The 16,732-nt window shown below is 41.9% G+C and carries 13 protein-coding genes and 1 tRNA gene; 4 read left to right on the top strand and 10 right to left on the bottom strand.

All coding sequences use genetic code 11. The annotated features are described in order from the left end of the window. Nucleotides 1-97: 97 nt before the first annotated feature. Nucleotides 98-1,693, bottom strand: coding sequence for a RagB/SusD family nutrient uptake outer membrane protein (locus tag ABWY16_RS01570; protein WP_353902894.1), 1,596 nt, complete (start codon nt 1,691-1,693; stop codon nt 98-100). Between the two features lie 22 nt (nt 1,694-1,715). Further along, entirely contained in the window at nt 1,716-4,718 is a 3,003-nt protein-coding gene (locus ABWY16_RS01565) for a SusC/RagA family TonB-linked outer membrane protein (RefSeq protein WP_353902893.1), read from the bottom strand. A 172-nt stretch (nt 4,719-4,890) separates the two neighbouring features. On the opposite strand from ABWY16_RS01565, the gene ABWY16_RS01560 reads away from it, so the two are divergent. Together ABWY16_RS01560 and ABWY16_RS01555 are read left to right on the top strand one after the other, a co-directional pair. Beyond that, nucleotides 4,891-5,901, top strand: a complete 1,011-nt coding sequence (locus ABWY16_RS01560) for a LacI family DNA-binding transcriptional regulator (RefSeq protein WP_353902892.1) — start codon at nt 4,891-4,893, stop codon at nt 5,899-5,901. A gap of 118 nt (nt 5,902-6,019) precedes the next feature. Further along, on the top strand, nt 6,020-7,483 hold the full coding sequence (locus ABWY16_RS01555) for a glycoside hydrolase family 28 protein (RefSeq protein ID WP_353902891.1): 1,464 nt from the start codon (nt 6,020-6,022) through the stop codon (nt 7,481-7,483). Between the two features lie 68 nt (nt 7,484-7,551). Here ABWY16_RS01555 and ABWY16_RS01550 read toward each other — a convergent pair whose 3' ends face one another. The 3 genes from ABWY16_RS01550 to ABWY16_RS01540 form a co-directional block, all read right to left on the bottom strand. Further along, nucleotides 7,552-8,367, bottom strand: a complete 816-nt coding sequence (locus tag ABWY16_RS01550; protein WP_353902890.1) for a hypothetical protein — start codon at nt 8,365-8,367, stop codon at nt 7,552-7,554. A gap of 117 nt (nt 8,368-8,484) precedes the next feature. Next, nucleotides 8,485-9,255, bottom strand: coding sequence for a LytR/AlgR family response regulator transcription factor (locus ABWY16_RS01545; protein WP_353902889.1), 771 nt, complete (start codon nt 9,253-9,255; stop codon nt 8,485-8,487). A gap of 3 nt (nt 9,256-9,258) precedes the next feature. Next, nucleotides 9,259-10,977 (bottom strand): tetratricopeptide repeat-containing sensor histidine kinase, encoded by a 1,719-nt coding sequence (locus ABWY16_RS01540; protein ID WP_353902888.1) that lies wholly within the window; start codon nt 10,975-10,977, stop codon nt 9,259-9,261. A 273-nt stretch (nt 10,978-11,250) separates the two neighbouring features. On the opposite strand from ABWY16_RS01540, the gene ABWY16_RS01535 reads away from it, so the two are divergent. After that, nucleotides 11,251-11,451: a hypothetical protein gene (locus tag ABWY16_RS01535; protein WP_353902887.1), complete on the top strand. Its 201-nt coding sequence runs from the start codon at nt 11,251-11,253 to the stop codon at nt 11,449-11,451. Continuing rightward, a complete protein-coding gene (locus ABWY16_RS01530; RefSeq protein WP_353902886.1) occupies nt 11,452-11,580 on the top strand; it encodes a hypothetical protein in 129 nt (42 codons plus the stop codon). It abuts the gene before it with no gap. Nucleotides 11,581-11,597: 17 nt separating this feature from the next. Here ABWY16_RS01530 and ABWY16_RS01525 read toward each other — a convergent pair whose 3' ends face one another. The 5 genes from ABWY16_RS01525 to ABWY16_RS01505 form a co-directional block, all read right to left on the bottom strand. Further along, complete coding sequence (locus ABWY16_RS01525; RefSeq protein ID WP_353902885.1) at nt 11,598-12,257, bottom strand: GDSL-type esterase/lipase family protein; 660 nt, start codon at nt 12,255-12,257, stop codon at nt 11,598-11,600. 114 nt (nt 12,258-12,371) lie between these two features. Then, nucleotides 12,372-12,443: transfer RNA gene (locus tag ABWY16_RS01520), tRNA-Arg, on the bottom strand. Between the two features lie 71 nt (nt 12,444-12,514). Next, a complete protein-coding gene (locus tag ABWY16_RS01515; protein WP_353902884.1) occupies nt 12,515-13,090 on the bottom strand; it encodes a hypothetical protein in 576 nt (191 codons plus the stop codon). A gap of 142 nt (nt 13,091-13,232) precedes the next feature. After that, on the bottom strand, nt 13,233-16,055 hold the full coding sequence (locus ABWY16_RS01510) for a lantibiotic dehydratase (protein WP_353902883.1): 2,823 nt from the start codon (nt 16,053-16,055) through the stop codon (nt 13,233-13,235). A gap of 62 nt (nt 16,056-16,117) precedes the next feature. Continuing rightward, the coding region (locus tag ABWY16_RS01505) for a sensor histidine kinase (protein WP_353902882.1) at nt 16,118-16,732 on the bottom strand (615 nt) is incomplete at its 5' end.

Here is a 16,732-nt window from a genome sequence, read left to right as displayed (position 1 = left end):
TTTTGATAAACAGCTACCTGATACATTTCAGGTAGCTGTGATCATTCAGGTTAATGATTAAAACAAATATGATGATTCCTTATAAGATTGCCTATAACTAATATCCCGGATTTTGCACAAGCTTAGGGTTCAGTGCGAGTTCTGCGCGCGGTACGGGGAAGAGTCGTTTATTTGGATCCGTATCAGTTTTAATACTATATGTTCTTTCGTACAAGCCATAACGGATCAGGTCATTTCTGCGCCATCCTTCCATTGGGAACTCCCTGCCGCGCTCGTCGAGGATATCGGCAAGTGTTACTGAAGTCAGTGGGGCAGCCTTAGCGCGGGCACGGACAAGATTAACGAGTGATAAAGCTGTTTGTCCCTGTGTAGCGTTTGCACCTCTCAGGATCGCCTCAGCTTTTTCTAAAAGCACATCGGCATATCTGAACATCGGCACATCATTTCCCTGGTCGCGCACCGGACTCAAACTGTCAGGATAGAATTTAATACTGCGCGCACCTTCTTCATTGGCAAGTTCATCATTACCAACGTCAAATGTGGCCACATTCCTGAAAATAATATCTGGAGTAAATTCCAGCTGGTGCTGCACCGCTGCTGAGGGTGCACTGCCGGTATAAGCGTCACTCAAGCCTTTGTTAGTTGTACTCACAAGGATTGGGGTGCCATCATTGTTGAATTGCTTTCCTATAAGGTATGTCTTTTTCCTAACGTCATTGGCGTCAGTGTATAAGGCAATAAAGGATGGCAAGGTATACATCGGCCCTGCCGGAGTATATGGCATTTTGTATTTGGTCTGCAGGCTTGGGTGCATGGTAAAACGGGCATAAGTCATACCCAGTGCATTTAGTCCGTCATATGGAATTGCATAAATGAAATCCTTTACTGATGGCCCATTGCTTGGTTTAAACATCGCAAGGTAGTCAGGTGACAGTTCGTACTGAGCACTGGTAATCACGTTGTCACACATTGTTACCGCATCCTGCCATCTTGCCGTACCTGTATAGTATTGTGAATTGAGGTACATTTTTGCAAGTATAGCATATGCAAGGCCTTTTGTTGGCCTGCCATAGGTTGCAATGCTATTTGTTCCGCTTAGATTAGGGATTTGTGCAAGCAGTTCTGTCTCGATAAAGGTAAAGATCTGGGCGCGGCTTTTGGTACTCAGGTCTGCAGTCGGATCAGCAAAAACGGTAGTGAGTGGCACATTGCCAAACAGGTCCATCATATAAAAATAACACATGGCGCGCATAGTTTTTACCTCGGCCAGCGTTTGTGTCTTCGCAGGACTGTCAGGTGCAGTAGCAAATATGCTCAGGACCTGGTTGCACTGTCCGATTGTTCCAAATCCCCATGACCAGGTGGATGCAATGTTTCCATTATCAGCATTATAGGTGTGAAGAAACAGTTGGGCATATGTTGCACCGTCGTACCAGTTTCCGCCGCGCGCTACAAGTACATTTTCGTCGGTACTCAGGTTTTGTACAAACCAGAATGGGCGACCGGGCCCTCCGTAAAACGAAGTATAGATTGGTCCTGTAGCCTGTACGAATTGTGCGGCGGTGGTTGGAAAGTTTTCAGGGGTTAATGCGGAGCCAGGTACTGAATCAAGCTTTGTACAACCGGTGAGGTAAGTGGCTGCTGCGAGTAAAACCAGCAGGTTCGATTTTATATATTTTCTAAAGTAATTCATGTTGATTCTTTTTTGAGGGTGATTATAAATCTAATTGCAGGCCGGCAAGGAAACTGCGGGTTCTTGGATAGAAGTTGTTGCTGTCCACACCAATGAACTGTCCGCTTTGCTGGTTGTTTACGTTTAAGCTCAATTCCGGATCTACGCCTCTGTATTTTGTGATAGTAAGCAGGTTGGTTCCGGTAACATATACACGCAGATTGTGCACGTAATTTCCGGCAATTTTAAACTTATATGCCAGTGTAGCATTGCTCAATCTGATGAAATCTCCTTTCTCCAGATATTTTGTGGAGTAAAGGTTGGCATTAATATCCGTAACTGGTTCAGACAGTGTAAGTGTAGGTATACCATGTGTTGAAGCCTGTGCCGGAGTATTGAAACTCGCCAGTGAAGCATTCATAATCTTGTTGCCACCCTGACCGCGGAAGAAGAAGTTCAGGCTCCATTTTTTGTAGCTGAAATCATTGCCAAATCCAAAGATGTATTTAGGTTGTGCATTTCCTGCATAAGTCTGATCAGTACTTTTTGGAGTCGTAGTAGGCTGTCCGTTAGCACCCATAAAAGTAGATACCCCGTTCACTACACCTAGGTATTTAAGTGTGTAAAATTCTCCCAGTGGATATCCTGCTTCAATGATAGATACCCTGATTCCGCTTTGTCCCGGTCCTTCAGGACCGCCTGTATAAATTTTGGAAATGTTCTCGCCAAGGGAAGTAATCTTGTTTTTATTGAATGAGATATTACCGTAAACGCCCCAGGTAAAATCTTCAGTTTTAACCGGCGTACCGTTCAGACTGATTTCCACACCTTTGTTGCTCATCGAGCCTACATTGGAAACAGTATTATTTACATAATTGTTGATCAGGGAAACAGGTCTCGGATAAATCATATCCGTGGTTTTCTTGTTATATATATCAAATGAACCACCTAATCTTCCTTTCAGCAGGGAGAAATCGATACCCGCATTGGTTGTTGCAGTACTTTCCCATTTCAGGTCAGGATTTGGATTCTGCGAAACACCCACCGCACCAACATAACTGCCTCCGGTATAAAAACTACCTTTTGTATCATACAGCGTTAGAGGAGTATAGGATGAGAAGCCCAGTGCATTTCCTGTTTTACCATAACCCACACGAACTTTAAGGTCGTCAAATATAGTTTGGGATTTCATGAAATCTTCATCAATGATCCTCCATGCTGCAGAACCTGCAGGGAAATATCCCCATTGGTTATTGGTACCAAAAGCATTTGAACCATCACGGCGAAGGGATGCCTGCAGGATATATTTACCCAGGTAGCTGTAATTTACACGTCCGTAAAATGAGATCAGTTTCAGCGTTTCTTCTCTGACTGTACCGAAATCGGCACGGTTTCCGGTCTGGTAACCCAGGCCAAGATTGTTTGACCCGGTTGCGTCGCCAGGGAAATTTTGTGCTACAGACTGAAATCCGTCTCCCGAATTGGTTTCATCATATGAATAACCAACAAGCGCTTTTAAATCGTGTTTGTCACCAAATTTATGGTCATAAGTTAAGTAGTGCTCCATTAATTTCTTAGTGTCCTCATAGGTCGAGCGGATTGCTTTTCCGCCAAGATTGGGCGCTAGTTCGGATACCTGGCTGTAATAAGTGCTGTTATCCGTTTTCCTCGACTGGTAGGCAATATTCAGGTTGTATACAATACCAAAAGGCAACTGCAGTTCTGCCCTTGTGTTCGCCAGTAATAAGTTTACTTTTTGTTTGTAGGTATCATTGCTGATCAGTCCCACAGGATTATAACCCAGTTGCAGGGTTGGATCGTTGTACAGGCTTCCGTTTGCATTGTAAATCTGACGTGTAGGAAGATATTGTACCACAGATTTAAACAATCCCGGATTTTTTCCGTCAGCAGTAGCCAGAGGAATATCGTCTACGATGAGATTAGAGTTCGTTACAGAATTACTCAGGGAAAAATCCAGTTTTAATTTGTCATTTAATGCTTTCTGAGATAAGTTTAAGCGGCCGATAAACCTTTTCAAGTCACTTCCTTTTACTATACCCTGATCGCTCAGGTAATTGACGCTACCGCCAAAAATTGTTTTATCGGTACCGCCCCCGAAAGATAGGTTGTGGTTTTGTGCATAGGCAGCATCACGCTGTACAGCCTTTTGCCAGTCGGTATTGCCACCATTGTCATTCGCAGGAGTAAAAGATAATCCGTTAGCCTGTACATAAGCACGTTGCTGGGCAGCAGTTGCTACTTCAAACTGATTCGCTACTGATTTTACAGAGCCATAAGCATCGTAAGTGAGCCTCAACTGGCCCGATCTTCCTTTTTTAGTAGTCACGATAATTACTCCATTGGTGGCTCTTGTACCATAAATCGCAGCCGCAGATGCATCTTTCAATACATCAATTGAAGCGATGTCCGATGGAGCAAGCAATTTAAAATCTGCACCTGGAACACCGTCAATAATATAGAATGGAACAGAAGCATCGCCACCACGAAGTGATGATGGGCCACGGAGTGTAACAGATGGCGTTGAGTTTGGATTACCATCACCAGTAATGTTTAAACCGGCAACTTTACCTTCAAGCAATTCTGCAGGTGTAGAAACCACACCGGCATTAAACTGTTCAGCTTTAACCGTAGTAATAGCACTCGTCAGTTCTTTCTTGGTTGTTGTTCCGTAACCCACCACGACTACGTCGTTCAGCTTATTGCTGACATCGGCCAGGGTTACGTTGATGGTGCTTTGGTCTGCTACCACAACTTCTTTCGCTTCATAACCCACAAAGCGGAATACTAAAGTACTGCCCTTGGCAGCAGCAATGGTGTAAGCTCCGTTCATGTCGGACGTTGTCCCTTTGGTAGTGCCTTTGATAACGATGGTGACAGAAGGGATAGTTACGCCCTGTGAATCTTTTACAACACCCTTTACGTTGAGGGTTTGTGCATAAGAATAACTGAAGGAAAAAAGTAATGTTAAGCAGAGGATGCTGCAATACCCTTTAATCCCAGATAGTTTGGGTCTAAGTTTGTTCATACATTTGATTTTAAAGTCTGTTATATTTGGATAACGGAAACCAATTAGCTGGTTTATTTACCAAAACTGTGAATAAAAAGTATATTATTTTGTTTTCTTCGAATTTTATTTACGAAAACGTTTGAGTGGATTGCTATATTGCTGATTGAATGATATCTAAAATTTTGAGTAAATGAAGGAGACGATTACTATTAAGACCCTGGCTAAGGAATTAAACATTTCAATCAGCACTGTTTCCAAGGCTCTTAATGACAGTTATGAAATCAGCATCGAGACCAAACAGAAAGTCTGGGACCTCGCTAAAATGTTAAAGTATAACCGTAACCCATCCGCCAGTAATCTCCGAAGTCATAAAACAAAAACCATAGCAGTGATCATTCCTGAGATTGCGAACAATTTTTTTTCACAGGCTATCAACGGTATTGAAGAGGTTGCCCGGCAGCGTGGTTACCACGTGCTCATCTATCAGACCCACGAAAATACTGAACTGGAGACTGCCTTTACAGAGAGTTTGCTCAGCGGAAGGGTAGATGGTATATTGATCTCCGTCTCCAGTGATAACAATAACCATGATCATTTTGCCACGCTCGTAAAGGAAATACCGACTGTTTTTTTCGACCGCGTTTATGAGGATATTGATGCTGCTAAAATCACTACAGATGATTATGAAAGTGCTTACAATGCTACCAGTTATCTGGTGGAATGCGGATGTAAAAAAATCGCCTACCTGTATGCCCTGAATAACCTTAATGCAGGTAAACAGCGTATGGCTGGATACCGGGATGCGCTGGAGGCAAATCAGCTGGTTTACAGGGATGCCCTTACTGTCAATTATGATAAGGATGCTGAGCTCAACTATCAAAATATAAAACAACTGATGCTGACAGAGCAGCCGGATGCCGTGATCTCATCGATTGAAGATCTTGCTTTGCCCTGTTATTACGTATGCAAGGAATTAGATATCAATATTCCCGGGGATTTAAAGATTATCAGTTTCTCCAACCTGAACACTGCCCCCCTGCTGAATCCATCCTTAACTACCATTACCCAGCCCGCTCTCCAAATGGGAAAGGAAGCTGCGGCCATCCTGTTTAAGATCCTGGATAAAAAACACTTTGAGCCTAATGAGTGGCTCACATTGAAGTCGACACTTATCAAAAGAGATTCTACTTCCTGTCCTTAATTATTTTTAATTTCGCGCCCCAGGGCTTAGATATGGCTAATCGAAACCGTTTTCGTAAATAAAAATGGGCTGTTTATTTTATAATTTATAGTTTAGCCCTCCTTACTATACAGCTGATATGATCTCAAAAATTACTGCGTGTCTGTTTTTAATGATTTTGCTTACTGGTTTAAACCCACTCCAGGCTAAGCCGAAAGAAGATTTTTACATCACTGACTACGGTGCTGTTGGAAACGGAAAAACTGACAATGCCATTGCGATCCAGAAAGCCATTGATGCCTGCTCAAAATCCGGCGGAGGCAAAGTAATTGTGCCGGCAGGCAAGGTTTTTATGGCAGGGCCATTCAACCTAAAATCGAATATTGAGTTTATAGTAGAGGTTAACGCCACTGTTATTGCCAATCCTGATGAACAGGTTTACAGGAAAAGTGCTTTCCGCGAAAATAAAGGGGAGGGTACCATCTGGATAGGAGGGGAAAACCTGATCAATGTTACGATTTGCGGTGCAGGTACCCTGGATGGCAATGGGGTATCTTTTATGGGGGCGGAACTGGAAGATTCTTTTGTGCTAAAGCCTTTCAATGTGATTGATCCGCGTCCTCATCTGCTCACTGTCGTGGGAGGCAGGAATATCCGTATCCGGGATCTGACAATCCGTAATTCCGCATACTGGACGGTACACCTTATTGGCTGTAATGACGTGGCCATAGATAATATCACACTTTTAAATAATCTGAAAGTGAGAAACAGCGATGGCATTGATCTGGACCATAGCAAGAATGTACGGATCAGCAACTGCTATATCGAATCCGGTGACGATTGTATTTGTCTGAAAAACCGCAGGGAATATGAAGAATTCGGCCCCTGCCAGAACATTGTAGTGAGCAATTGTACCATGACATCACGCTCCTGCGCAATAAAAATAGGTTCCGAAAACATGGACAGCATCAGTCATGTACTGATCAACAATTGTATCATCAAAAAAAGCAACAGGGGGATAGGCATCCAGAACCGCGATGAAGGAACGGTATCAGATGTGATCTTCTCCAATATCATTGTAGATTCTCATTTATTTTCTGATGTTTGGTGGGGCAAGGCAGAGCCGATTTATGTGACTGCTTACCCCCGTGCAAAGGGCAATAATAAAGATGCCGGCTGGCGCTTTCCTAAAGGCGAAACTGAAGGCCGGGTAGGCGCAGTTACAAATATTTATTTCAGTAATATCCGGGGTGTAAGTGAGAACGGTGTATATGTCGGGGGCTCTACTGCGGATAAAGTTTCAGGAATTGTGTTTGATCAGGTGGATCTTACTATAGATAAAACGACGGGTATAACCGGAGGCAGCTATGACCGCCGGCCCAGCAATGTGGAGGGCTTGTTAAAAGGTCTTACTTCAGCATTCTATTTTGACCAGGCAAATCACATCACAATCAGGAACAGCGCCGTAGTATGGGGTAATCACCGCCCTGATTATTTTGGCCACTTGGTGGAGAGCCACGGTGTGACAGATTTGAAGATTGTCAACCTCGAAGGGGAATCTGCCTTTCCGGGGAAAATTGAAAAAATAAAAAAGGTGAATTAACATCAATTCACCTTTTCATAGCTTGTGCAGTGCGGCAATCCTTGTTATTTACCTGCCTGCCAGCAACATCAAAGTTTTGACACTACAAAGTTGCCGAAATATGCCATTGCCTCTGCTTCATAACTATAAGGGCCACTAAGAAAAAAGTATTTGAGGGTATGAGCTTTAAACATCCGGGTATCCAATAATTTGACCCTGTTCAAATATATCCTCATATCCTGCCCCTCTATCGACATAGAGATATGAATGGTCGTATTTGCAAAATTACTTAGCGGGAAATCAAGGTTGGTGTTAATTTGAGTGTCGCTGCTGGCATTGTTTACCGCTTCGTTCCAGAAATGCAGCTGCGTTCCTACGATCGCGTTGTCGTTATAGGCATCATTCATATACGCCCGGCCGGAATTATCTCTGGCAAATCCGAAAATTAGTGGTCCCATATCCTTTGCCTCTGTACTTCTGGTCAGAATATCAAACTCCACAGTGAAATTCCCCGGCATCGCAAGGATACTATCTATTCTGTATGTTGTACGCGGAGCCAGTGCCAGCCATTTGCCGGGTACATCCGGAACGGTAACAATACTGCCTCCGCCACTTGTTTTCCACTTTTTGGGCATCCGGCCAGCTTTATCTGAGGCAAAGTTATCAGCAAAGTAGACAGTACTTCCCGGAACAAAGGAGTAGACCTCTTCCAGTTTTGGCATTGGCTTGCCAGACTTTCCATCAGCCGTGCTTTTTGAGCCTTTTTTACCATTTATCACTCCGTCAACTCTTTTGTCCACCTGATCTTCAAGCTTCTGCTGAAGTTTTTTGAATAACTGCGCCTGGGCCTGGCTGATACCTGCTGTAAATATTAAAATAGCTGCTATAATAAATTTGTTCTTCATGTTCTGACTGATAGATGTATATCAATCAAATTTACAGACCCGCTGCTTAGGAAAACAGGCTGAGCCATAACCGTTTTGAATTTGCCTCTATCTGCTTTGAATTTGATACTATCCAGCCTATAAACTATTCAGGTAGTCCATCACTTTAGTCTTTTTCTGTTGGGAAACAGGGATTTGCAGCTCTCCTTCCAGAAGGAGCATATTTGTCTTTTTCTTATATCCGGAGATATGTTTTAAGTTTACCAGGTGTGACTGATGTACACGCATGAATCCCGAAGGACTTAGCTGGCTGTCAAATTCTTTAAGTGACTGCGATACCAGGATACTTTGTCCGCCCTTTAGCAGGAATCTGCTGTAACTATTATCTGCTTCAACGGTGAGGATATCTCCGATGGGAATGATAAAAATCTCGTCCAGCGTCTTTAGCACAATTTTCTTTTGGTCCTGATGGGTATAGTTATGGATAAAGGTTTCCAGTTGCTGCTGATAGTTCTTGTCATTTAAGCTTTTTAATGCCTTGTCTGCTGCCGCTGTCAGTTCTTGAGGCAAATAAGGTTTCAACAGAAAATCCATCGCACTGAATTTAAATGCCTGTAAAGCATAAGCAGCAAAAGCAGTGGTGAAAATTACTCTGAACTGATCTTTTTTCTCTTTCTGCAGTTCCATCAGCCATTCAAAAGAAATGCCATCAGGGAGGTTGATGTCCAGGATCAGTAATTCGGGTTTATGTTTTGAATAGGAGAGGTTGGCCTCTGTGATATTGGTACAGGAGTAGATGGCCAATTGAGGGAAATGCTGCTCTAAAGTTTCTTCCATTATAGCCAGCCATTGCTGGTCATCTTCAAGCAGCAGACATGAAATATTTGAGAAGGCGATTGGATTGTTCATTTGTTAGATTGCTAATTGCAGGTGTATTGCTGTGCCCTGATAGTTCACATCCTGCTGATTGCTTACGGTTAACTTGATATAACTTTTGTTTTCCCGGTTAAACTCCTGTATTCGCTGGCTCAGGATATCCATACCCATAGAACGGTGCATCTTGTTGTTTGTCTGGCTTGCTGCTATATTTGTTCCCTGTCCATTATCTATTATACAAATATGCAGGCCATCTGTTTCCTGACTGATGTCGATTTTTATTTTACCCTCTTTTTGTTCCCTGATGCCATGTATTACTGCATTTTCTACAAAGGGCTGCAGGAGCATCACTGGTATCTCTATATTTTCAGTTTCAATGGCCGGGCTAACGTTGATCTGGTAAGAGAAAGCCGGACTATGGTTGAGGCTTTGAAGGCGAAGGTAGTTGTCAAGTATTTCAATCTCTTCATCCAGCGGAATAAGGTCTTTGTCGGAGTTTTCCAGTGTCAGCCTGATCAGCTTGCTGAAACTGTTTAAATACTGCATCGATTGTTCCTGGTCTTTCAAATAAATAAAGCGCTGAACGCTTTGCAATGCGTTAAAGATGAAATGAGGGTTCAGCTGCAGCAGCAATAACTGTCGTTTGATCTGTGATTTTTCTAAGGCTGCCTTTATTTTGTAATTCTTAAAGCGCATGTAGATTAAAACGGAAACCAACAGTGTAATCAGGATAACTGCGACAATCAGAAACAACTGTTGTCTGAGCTGTTTTTTCTGCAGAATATTCTGTTTTTCCAGGTTATTTATACGGTTCTGCTTCTTTAACGATTCGTAAGCTGCTGTGATCTCAGCGACTTTCTGTTCATAGTTCAGCTTTGAAATAGCATCTTTCACACTATTATACTGCTCCAGGTACTTTAAGGATTCCGGCAGCTTACCCAAAGATTTGTGCGCCTGATATAAGTTGTAATAGAGTTGTTTCTTCTCCTGTGGATTAGCGGTGTTAAGCGCGGCGGTATAACAGCTTATTCCTTCTTTAAACTGCCCGGTCTGAACGAGTGCATATCCCAGATTATTCAGGGTAATGACCGATAGCGGTTGTTGTAGCTTGTTGCGTAAAGCCAGGCTGTTCCGGGCATTGATAATGGCATTGTTCCAGTCCTTTTCTTCAATAAAAAAATTGCTCAGGTTGGTACGCAGGACCGCTTCAAGCGGCAGGTTATTTAGTTTTACTGCCAGGCTAATTCCCTGATTAAATGTGTTGAAAGCGATTTTTTTTTCTCTCAGCTCTGCATATACACCTGCCAGATTGGTCAGTGTTTTCAATCTCTCTACATTTTCATGCTTATTTGAGGACAGTGCTTTCAGATAATATACTCGTGCCTTTGGCAGTTCTTTCAGCATGGAATACAATGTTCCAATATTGGTGTACAACTTGCTCAGCTCTATTGTATCTTTATTGACCTCATAAAGGTTAAGGCTCAGGAAGTAATTTTCCAGCGCTTTATCAGGGTTTCGCTGCATAAGGAAGATGTTCCCCATCAAAGCATATGCTTTGGCCATATTTTTTTTTTGCTGAGCAGCCTTTGCTTTTGCCAGAATCGCCCTCACCCGGACTGTTGCCTGGTCAAATTGTTTTAACCTGATCAGGGAATCGGCAGGGGCAAAAATATCAGTGCCTGTTGGAGCATTTTTCGATTGGGCATCAGCCCCTATACTGCTAAGTAAAACTATGGCGATAAAAAAAGCTCTCAAGGGCGTTGGGTTTTCATTATTTAACCCAAACCTAATGTAAAATGAGATGCTATCAAAATAAGAAATCTATTGTTAGTTCTGTTTTTGTTTAAGGAATAAGATGTTCTGGTCGATATTTAACAAAATAGGTGATGTTTTGAGGCGGAAGGGGTTTTTGCCTTGTTTCCCGAAAAATTTATTCTGTTTGAATTTTGTAATTAATGCTTCGATTATTGCAATCTGCCAGCTGCGGATCCCCGCTATATTTGTATCATCAAATAAAAACAATTAGCTATGAAAACATTATTCAACCAGCATCAAAACCATTATCCCTTCTACACTTGTAACAAAACGGCCGAAAAACGCAGTGATACTGATCAGCGTAATGAAGAAATCATCACTGAGCATATCAAAGCTATAGCTAAGGCAAGTCAGCAGCCTCAGGCCGAAGATCTGACCGATTTAATGAACTATTATTTATCAGTTGCCGGTTAAATGAAGAAAATGTACCTGCATAAAAGATCCTCAGATGGAAAACATCCGGATTATGGGTTCGTTATTTATATTTCCCTGGTACTGATCTTTACAGGCCGTTTATTGCTGGAGTTTTTCAACAATATTTGATAGTCGTAACCCGGGTCTTATAAATACGGTTTCAATATACCGGACCATAACACATATCCATTGCCATTGAGGTGGATTAAATCACCACAATCATAAATCGGTTTTAAACTTCCGGAAGAATTGAACTTGTCGTAAAGATCTATATACGTTAAGCCATTGTCGCGGCTGATCTGTTTGATCGCCCTGTTGTACCGTATGACGGTGTCAGGATTGGCGAACTTACTCGGCAAAATGCTCTCCACATATATTTTTGTCTCAGGACTATCCTCCAGTATCCTCCTGACAATCCGTTTGTAGTTTGGTATAGCTTTGATAAGATCGTTTCGCTGAAAAATATCATTAATACCAATCTGAAGAAATATTTTAGCCGGATGGCCTTTCGTGATATCACTCAGCCTGAGTAAAACTCCCTCGGTTACATCTCCGTCGATGCCCCTGTTTTTAATATTTGTTTTGTTGAAAAACTCAGCAACATCAAACTTCTGCGTATGGCTGTCGCCTATGAACACAATATCATTTTTATTGATCGGAAGCACTTTGTAAATAGTCTGCCTGTTGTAGAGATATGTGACATGCTCTGAAGCAATTCTTTTTTTATAGGTGATGTAATAATCTTTTGATAGTTTATAAATGTAGGCAATATTCAGCAGGACTGAGATTGCTATAAACAATTTCAATTTGAGTGATAATCCGGGTTGCATGAGAGCGCGTATCTAAGAAAAGTGTTAAACTAAATTCAGTGATAAACAAAGTGCCTTTAAATATCATCTAAAGGCACTTGTAAGCATATGTGTCCCCGAAGGGATTCGAACCCCCATCGTTGGTACCGGAAACCAAAATTCTATCCATTGAACTACGGAGACAGTTTGGCGAAGATAGGAAAATATGTATTGATTTTATTGATTTTTCTGAAATAGCAAAAGCTGACGCCGTATTACTGGTGCTTCCCTAAATTCCCGGTCATGGACAGGATCTCAAAAGTATAACTGAGCTGTGTTTTGTTTTTCTGATAAGTCTGAAGCGCATCCCAGAGGCTGTTGAACTTACTTTCCTTAAGGTTATTCTTTACATCCCTGCAAAAGGCAACCACTCCATGATCTTTCCATTCATTGCTGCTGCTGGAAAGTTCGATATACGGATGCGCTTCTCCTTTTGAAAGCAGGGAGATTTTAAAACTGTCCAGGATATCCGTCAGCAACCTGAAGGGGGTTTCACTGTCGCGGTAAAGGTCCGGGAAAAGGTCATCCAGATGGATTGCCTCGATCTTTTCTTCAAGTACCGTGACCTGATTTAGGAATGCAACCCTGATCCTGTCTGCAGTTTCATCAGGAACAGATAATTCTACCTGCAGTAATTTTACTGCCTGAAGCGCTTTTGCCATCGACTTTCTTGACTCTTCATTGTCTGTCTTGAGATACAGCTTGTGCGCAGATTGAAAATGCTCGATAGCTTGCAGGCTTGTCATCAGTAAAGATGGAGCATTAAAATAATTTTTGATTGAAGGTTTCATAAATCATCTTTTGCTGGCAGTAATGAGCTCGTAACTAAAACTGCAATGTTACCACTTATGTAAAAATAGTAATTTTGTTGAAAGTCAGGAATCTTTTGCGAATTAATTTTATGAAATACAGCTACTTGCCACTCAACTAATCTCATTTGACACTTTGCTGCAGTCGCCCTAATCTGGTTTTTATTTTTTTTGTGAGATAATAATACATAATCATTTCGTGCAGGCGCTGATCCGTGCTAAAAAGCCTGTTTGTGTGCATATGAAAAAGATCAAATAACATTTTTTCCTTTTCTGTATCATTGCATTTCTCCAGGACAATCAAAAAATACCTGCATGTATCTGCGATCTTTTTCTGATTTGTCTTTGTCAGGCAGCTGTGCTCTGTGTCTGCCAGAAAAGTTTTATATCCCAGGTTGATTTTTCTGGAACCTTCAGAAGGAATAACCATTTCAGCAGCAAACTGGGCCGCGGTCCTTTCCGCATAATTCAGCTGCTGCTGCGTACTGAATGCAGCTAAATACATTACCTGTTCTAACAGAACTATCGATTGATAATAGTAATGGTTGATTATGCCTGCTTTGCTGATCAGGTATAAGATCAGGTTACTGTTATTATTGAAGCATTTTTCCACGAGTTCCATTCTTTCCGGTCCGTACCGTTCTGTTTCCCTGTGGTAAGTTCTCAGCTGGAGGTCCGTGATAATTCCTGATTTGAAATGAGGTGCCAGCAGATGAGATAGTCTGGAAACAAGTTCCGCAATATCCTCATTGCGTGCAGGTTTGAGTCTTAACCTGATATGATAATAGGGCTCACCGTAGCGGATAAAGAACCAGCTTTTTAGTTTCTTTTTAAGGGGACGCAGGTAATCCCCGGCAATGAGCATCAATAATGCATCACTGTTTGAGGGATGGCAGTAGATCTCAAAATAAAGCCATTCTTCACCAGGAAGAAACGCACTTTTGATATTCGGCAGATGTTCTTTCTGATGAATTGTACAGGGGAAATAGATCTGCTGATGGTGCTGTATACTGACGATAAATTCAGATAGGTAAGGCTGTTGCCTGTCATCTTTGATCAGGGCTGCATCAGTGATAAATGTCTCTTCAATATAGAGGGCCTTTCTGTTTTTACAAAAAAGCAGAAAGCAGGTCATGTCTTCCTTTATGCCCGGATCAAAAATCAATGTCTGATCGGAGAAACCACATTTAAAAGGCTTGGTGAGGTCAATTTCCTTTAACCATTGAAGTAGGGCAGCAAAATTTTGTTCCCTGTCTTTTCCGCTGCAGATATGATCCGGTATCAGCCATTTTTCGGGGGATAAAACTGCATGTTTATACTGTAACCTTTGATAATGTGCAAGGCCCGGAAACATGGCTGTCAGATTTACATTCAGATCAGAACGCAGGTGCTGATGCTGGAGATCCGACAGGAACCTGTAGACTGAAAGATCTGAGCGTGTGTAATTGTAGGCCGAAGCCAGCTTCGGAACAATGCGCTTATTATACTTTGCAGAATGAAGGACCAGTTCATCATGCACAACGCTCAGCAATATGTCATCAAGATCGATGATCTGACCACTTTCTGACCAGCTTAAAATGGGTACTTCAGCGGCATAAATACCTCTGCGGCGATTGATATTATCAGCATTCTTCTCCAGCTGATAAGCAATATCAAAAAATAACACATCTGGATTTGCCTCTGCTTCCAGCTGGGCGAACCTGTTGCCTGCTAAAGTAATCTCATCATTCGCCATCGAAAACCTGCCCAATAAGGAATTTGCTGTACATCCGCCGAGCTGTCTGATGATCAGGTTTTCGCTGCTGTACTCGATTACCGCACTCAGCGTATTGGGGATCTGGGCCTGATCAGCATGGCCCAAATCTTTCAACTCTTCCAATTGTATCGTTTTCTGCAGCAGCATTTCATTTAGCAGAAACTGATGCAGTGGGGTATAATTGATGTTATTTACGGTTGATTGCGCTTGCTGCCTGTATATTTTAAGATCGTGGATCAAATCGTCCTCTTCCTTGTTTTGTGTAAGCGACCTGTAGCCAATACCTATTTCAGGGTCCATTGCAACCATCAGGGGAACTTTTTTCTGATCAAACCTTTTACTGAATTTCGCTTTAAAATCACTCAGTGACTTGTTTTCCTCAAGGGGTAGGTGTTGATTTAAAAAGTTGATCATTTCCGGAATGATCTGCAGGTTTTTTTGAGACAGATGACCGGAAGATCTCTTTCTTTCAGCAATAATATAATCATTCTTCTTTTCTTCAAATGTATAACCGAGCCTGATAAAATAATCTGTGCCTGTGATATTTGGCTGGAAATCAGTCAGCAGTAACTGGGTACCTATCAGCTGTTCAATAAAGTAACTGCTGAGTGCATGACCTATACGCTGGTCTTTGCGCAAAAAATTACGGACTTCTGCAAGTGTGCGCTGCGTTCGGCAAAATTTAAGTGTCTCCGCTATAGTTGTGGAAATAGCTATTGCCGAAAGCTCAAACATACCCTTTTCAATATTTACATAGCGTAATTCCTGACCGCACAGATATCCTGAGGTATTGGTCCTGACGAATGCTGCGTGCTTACTTAGGTATTTAGGATCGAAGTTGACACGTTCCTTTTCCTGCCAGTTGGGAAAGCGGTGCACAATTGTTTGTTGAGAAAGGCTGATATGATCTGACTGAGCTTCCCTGAGCAGTGGCACAATGGAAAAGGCTGCAAAATTGCCGTAGGGTGTAGCTCTGAACTTTGCCCGGTTGAAATATTTCCATACCGTAAACCTGATCTTCGGATCTGCGGCAGTCAGATCGGCATATTCATAATCTTTGATCAGCTCAAAAAAGTCAGGTGAAGATTCATGAATATACTCTTTTAATTTATCCCATACATTGCCGGGCTGTTCAAGGATTGAAAATACTGGTGTGCGGCAAATGCTAAATGCCGAGAGGGTTAACTTCATTTTCCAGAATCAATTTTAATGTTAATATATTAATACTAAAGATATGAATTAGGAAGATGAGTTTAATTATTTTGTATTTTAATTTTTATGTATACTTTGAATAAATTATCTGTCATACCATGGATAAATTCATACTGATTTTTATAGGTTTGATCGAGCCTCATTCTGATGTTCAAAAGTCCTTTATTGTTGATTACGGCATTGCTATTTCGATTTGGCAGATTGCTTGTGTGTAAAATAATATGGTCACTTGCAGACTTTACACAGATTTCTGCAGGACAGGATTCATCTGAAAGATTTCCATGTTTAAAAATATTTTCTACCAGGGTGAGCAGCACAATAGGGATAATGTTTACCTGATTGTCTTCCAGTTCAGTGGAGTACCTGACGTTCAGTTTGTGGTTGAACCGAAGTTGGTTGAGCTCGATTATGTTTTCTACCTGCTCCAGTTCTTTCGTTAGCTTAATGGTTGGTGTATTGCTGTCGAGCGCAAAGCTCATGATGCCGGATAATCTCATTACCGCCTGATCTGCCTCCTGCGGATTTTTTTTTGCGGCATATTTGATAAAGCTTAAGGTATTGAAGAGCAGATGCGGATTGATCTGAGCCCTCAGGAAATCTTGTTCAGCGCGGAGTACATCGTTTTTTAGTTTTTCATTTTCTATGTCTTGTTGGAA

It is taken from the genome of Pedobacter sp. (assembly GCF_040513095.1).
Taxonomy (GTDB): Bacteria; Bacteroidota; Bacteroidia; order Sphingobacteriales; family Sphingobacteriaceae; genus Pedobacter.
Note: the sequence above shows the minus strand (reverse complement) of the source record. Positions and strands in the feature narration are given on the sequence as shown.

What these genes read in the sequence shown, in the direction of transcription:
- ABWY16_RS01570 (WP_353902894.1), bottom strand. Translation starts at nt 1,693, where the DNA reads ATGAATTACTTTAGAAAATATATAAAATCGAACCTGCTGGTTTTACTC.
- ABWY16_RS01565 (WP_353902893.1), bottom strand. Translation starts at nt 4,718, where the DNA reads ATGAACAAACTTAGACCCAAACTATCTGGGATTAAAGGGTATTGCAGC.
- ABWY16_RS01560 (WP_353902892.1), top strand. Translation starts at nt 4,891, where the DNA reads ATGAAGGAGACGATTACTATTAAGACCCTGGCTAAGGAATTAAACATT.
- ABWY16_RS01555 (WP_353902891.1), top strand. Translation starts at nt 6,020, where the DNA reads ATGATCTCAAAAATTACTGCGTGTCTGTTTTTAATGATTTTGCTTACT.
- ABWY16_RS01550 (WP_353902890.1), bottom strand. Translation starts at nt 8,367, where the DNA reads ATGAAGAACAAATTTATTATAGCAGCTATTTTAATATTTACAGCAGGT.
- ABWY16_RS01545 (WP_353902889.1), bottom strand. Translation starts at nt 9,255, where the DNA reads ATGAACAATCCAATCGCCTTCTCAAATATTTCATGTCTGCTGCTTGAA.
- ABWY16_RS01535 (WP_353902887.1), top strand. Translation starts at nt 11,251, where the DNA reads ATGAAAACATTATTCAACCAGCATCAAAACCATTATCCCTTCTACACT.
- ABWY16_RS01530 (WP_353902886.1), top strand. Translation starts at nt 11,452, where the DNA reads ATGAAGAAAATGTACCTGCATAAAAGATCCTCAGATGGAAAACATCCG.
- ABWY16_RS01515 (WP_353902884.1), bottom strand. Translation starts at nt 13,090, where the DNA reads ATGAAACCTTCAATCAAAAATTATTTTAATGCTCCATCTTTACTGATG.
- ABWY16_RS01510 (WP_353902883.1), bottom strand. Translation starts at nt 16,055, where the DNA reads ATGAAGTTAACCCTCTCGGCATTTAGCATTTGCCGCACACCAGTATTT.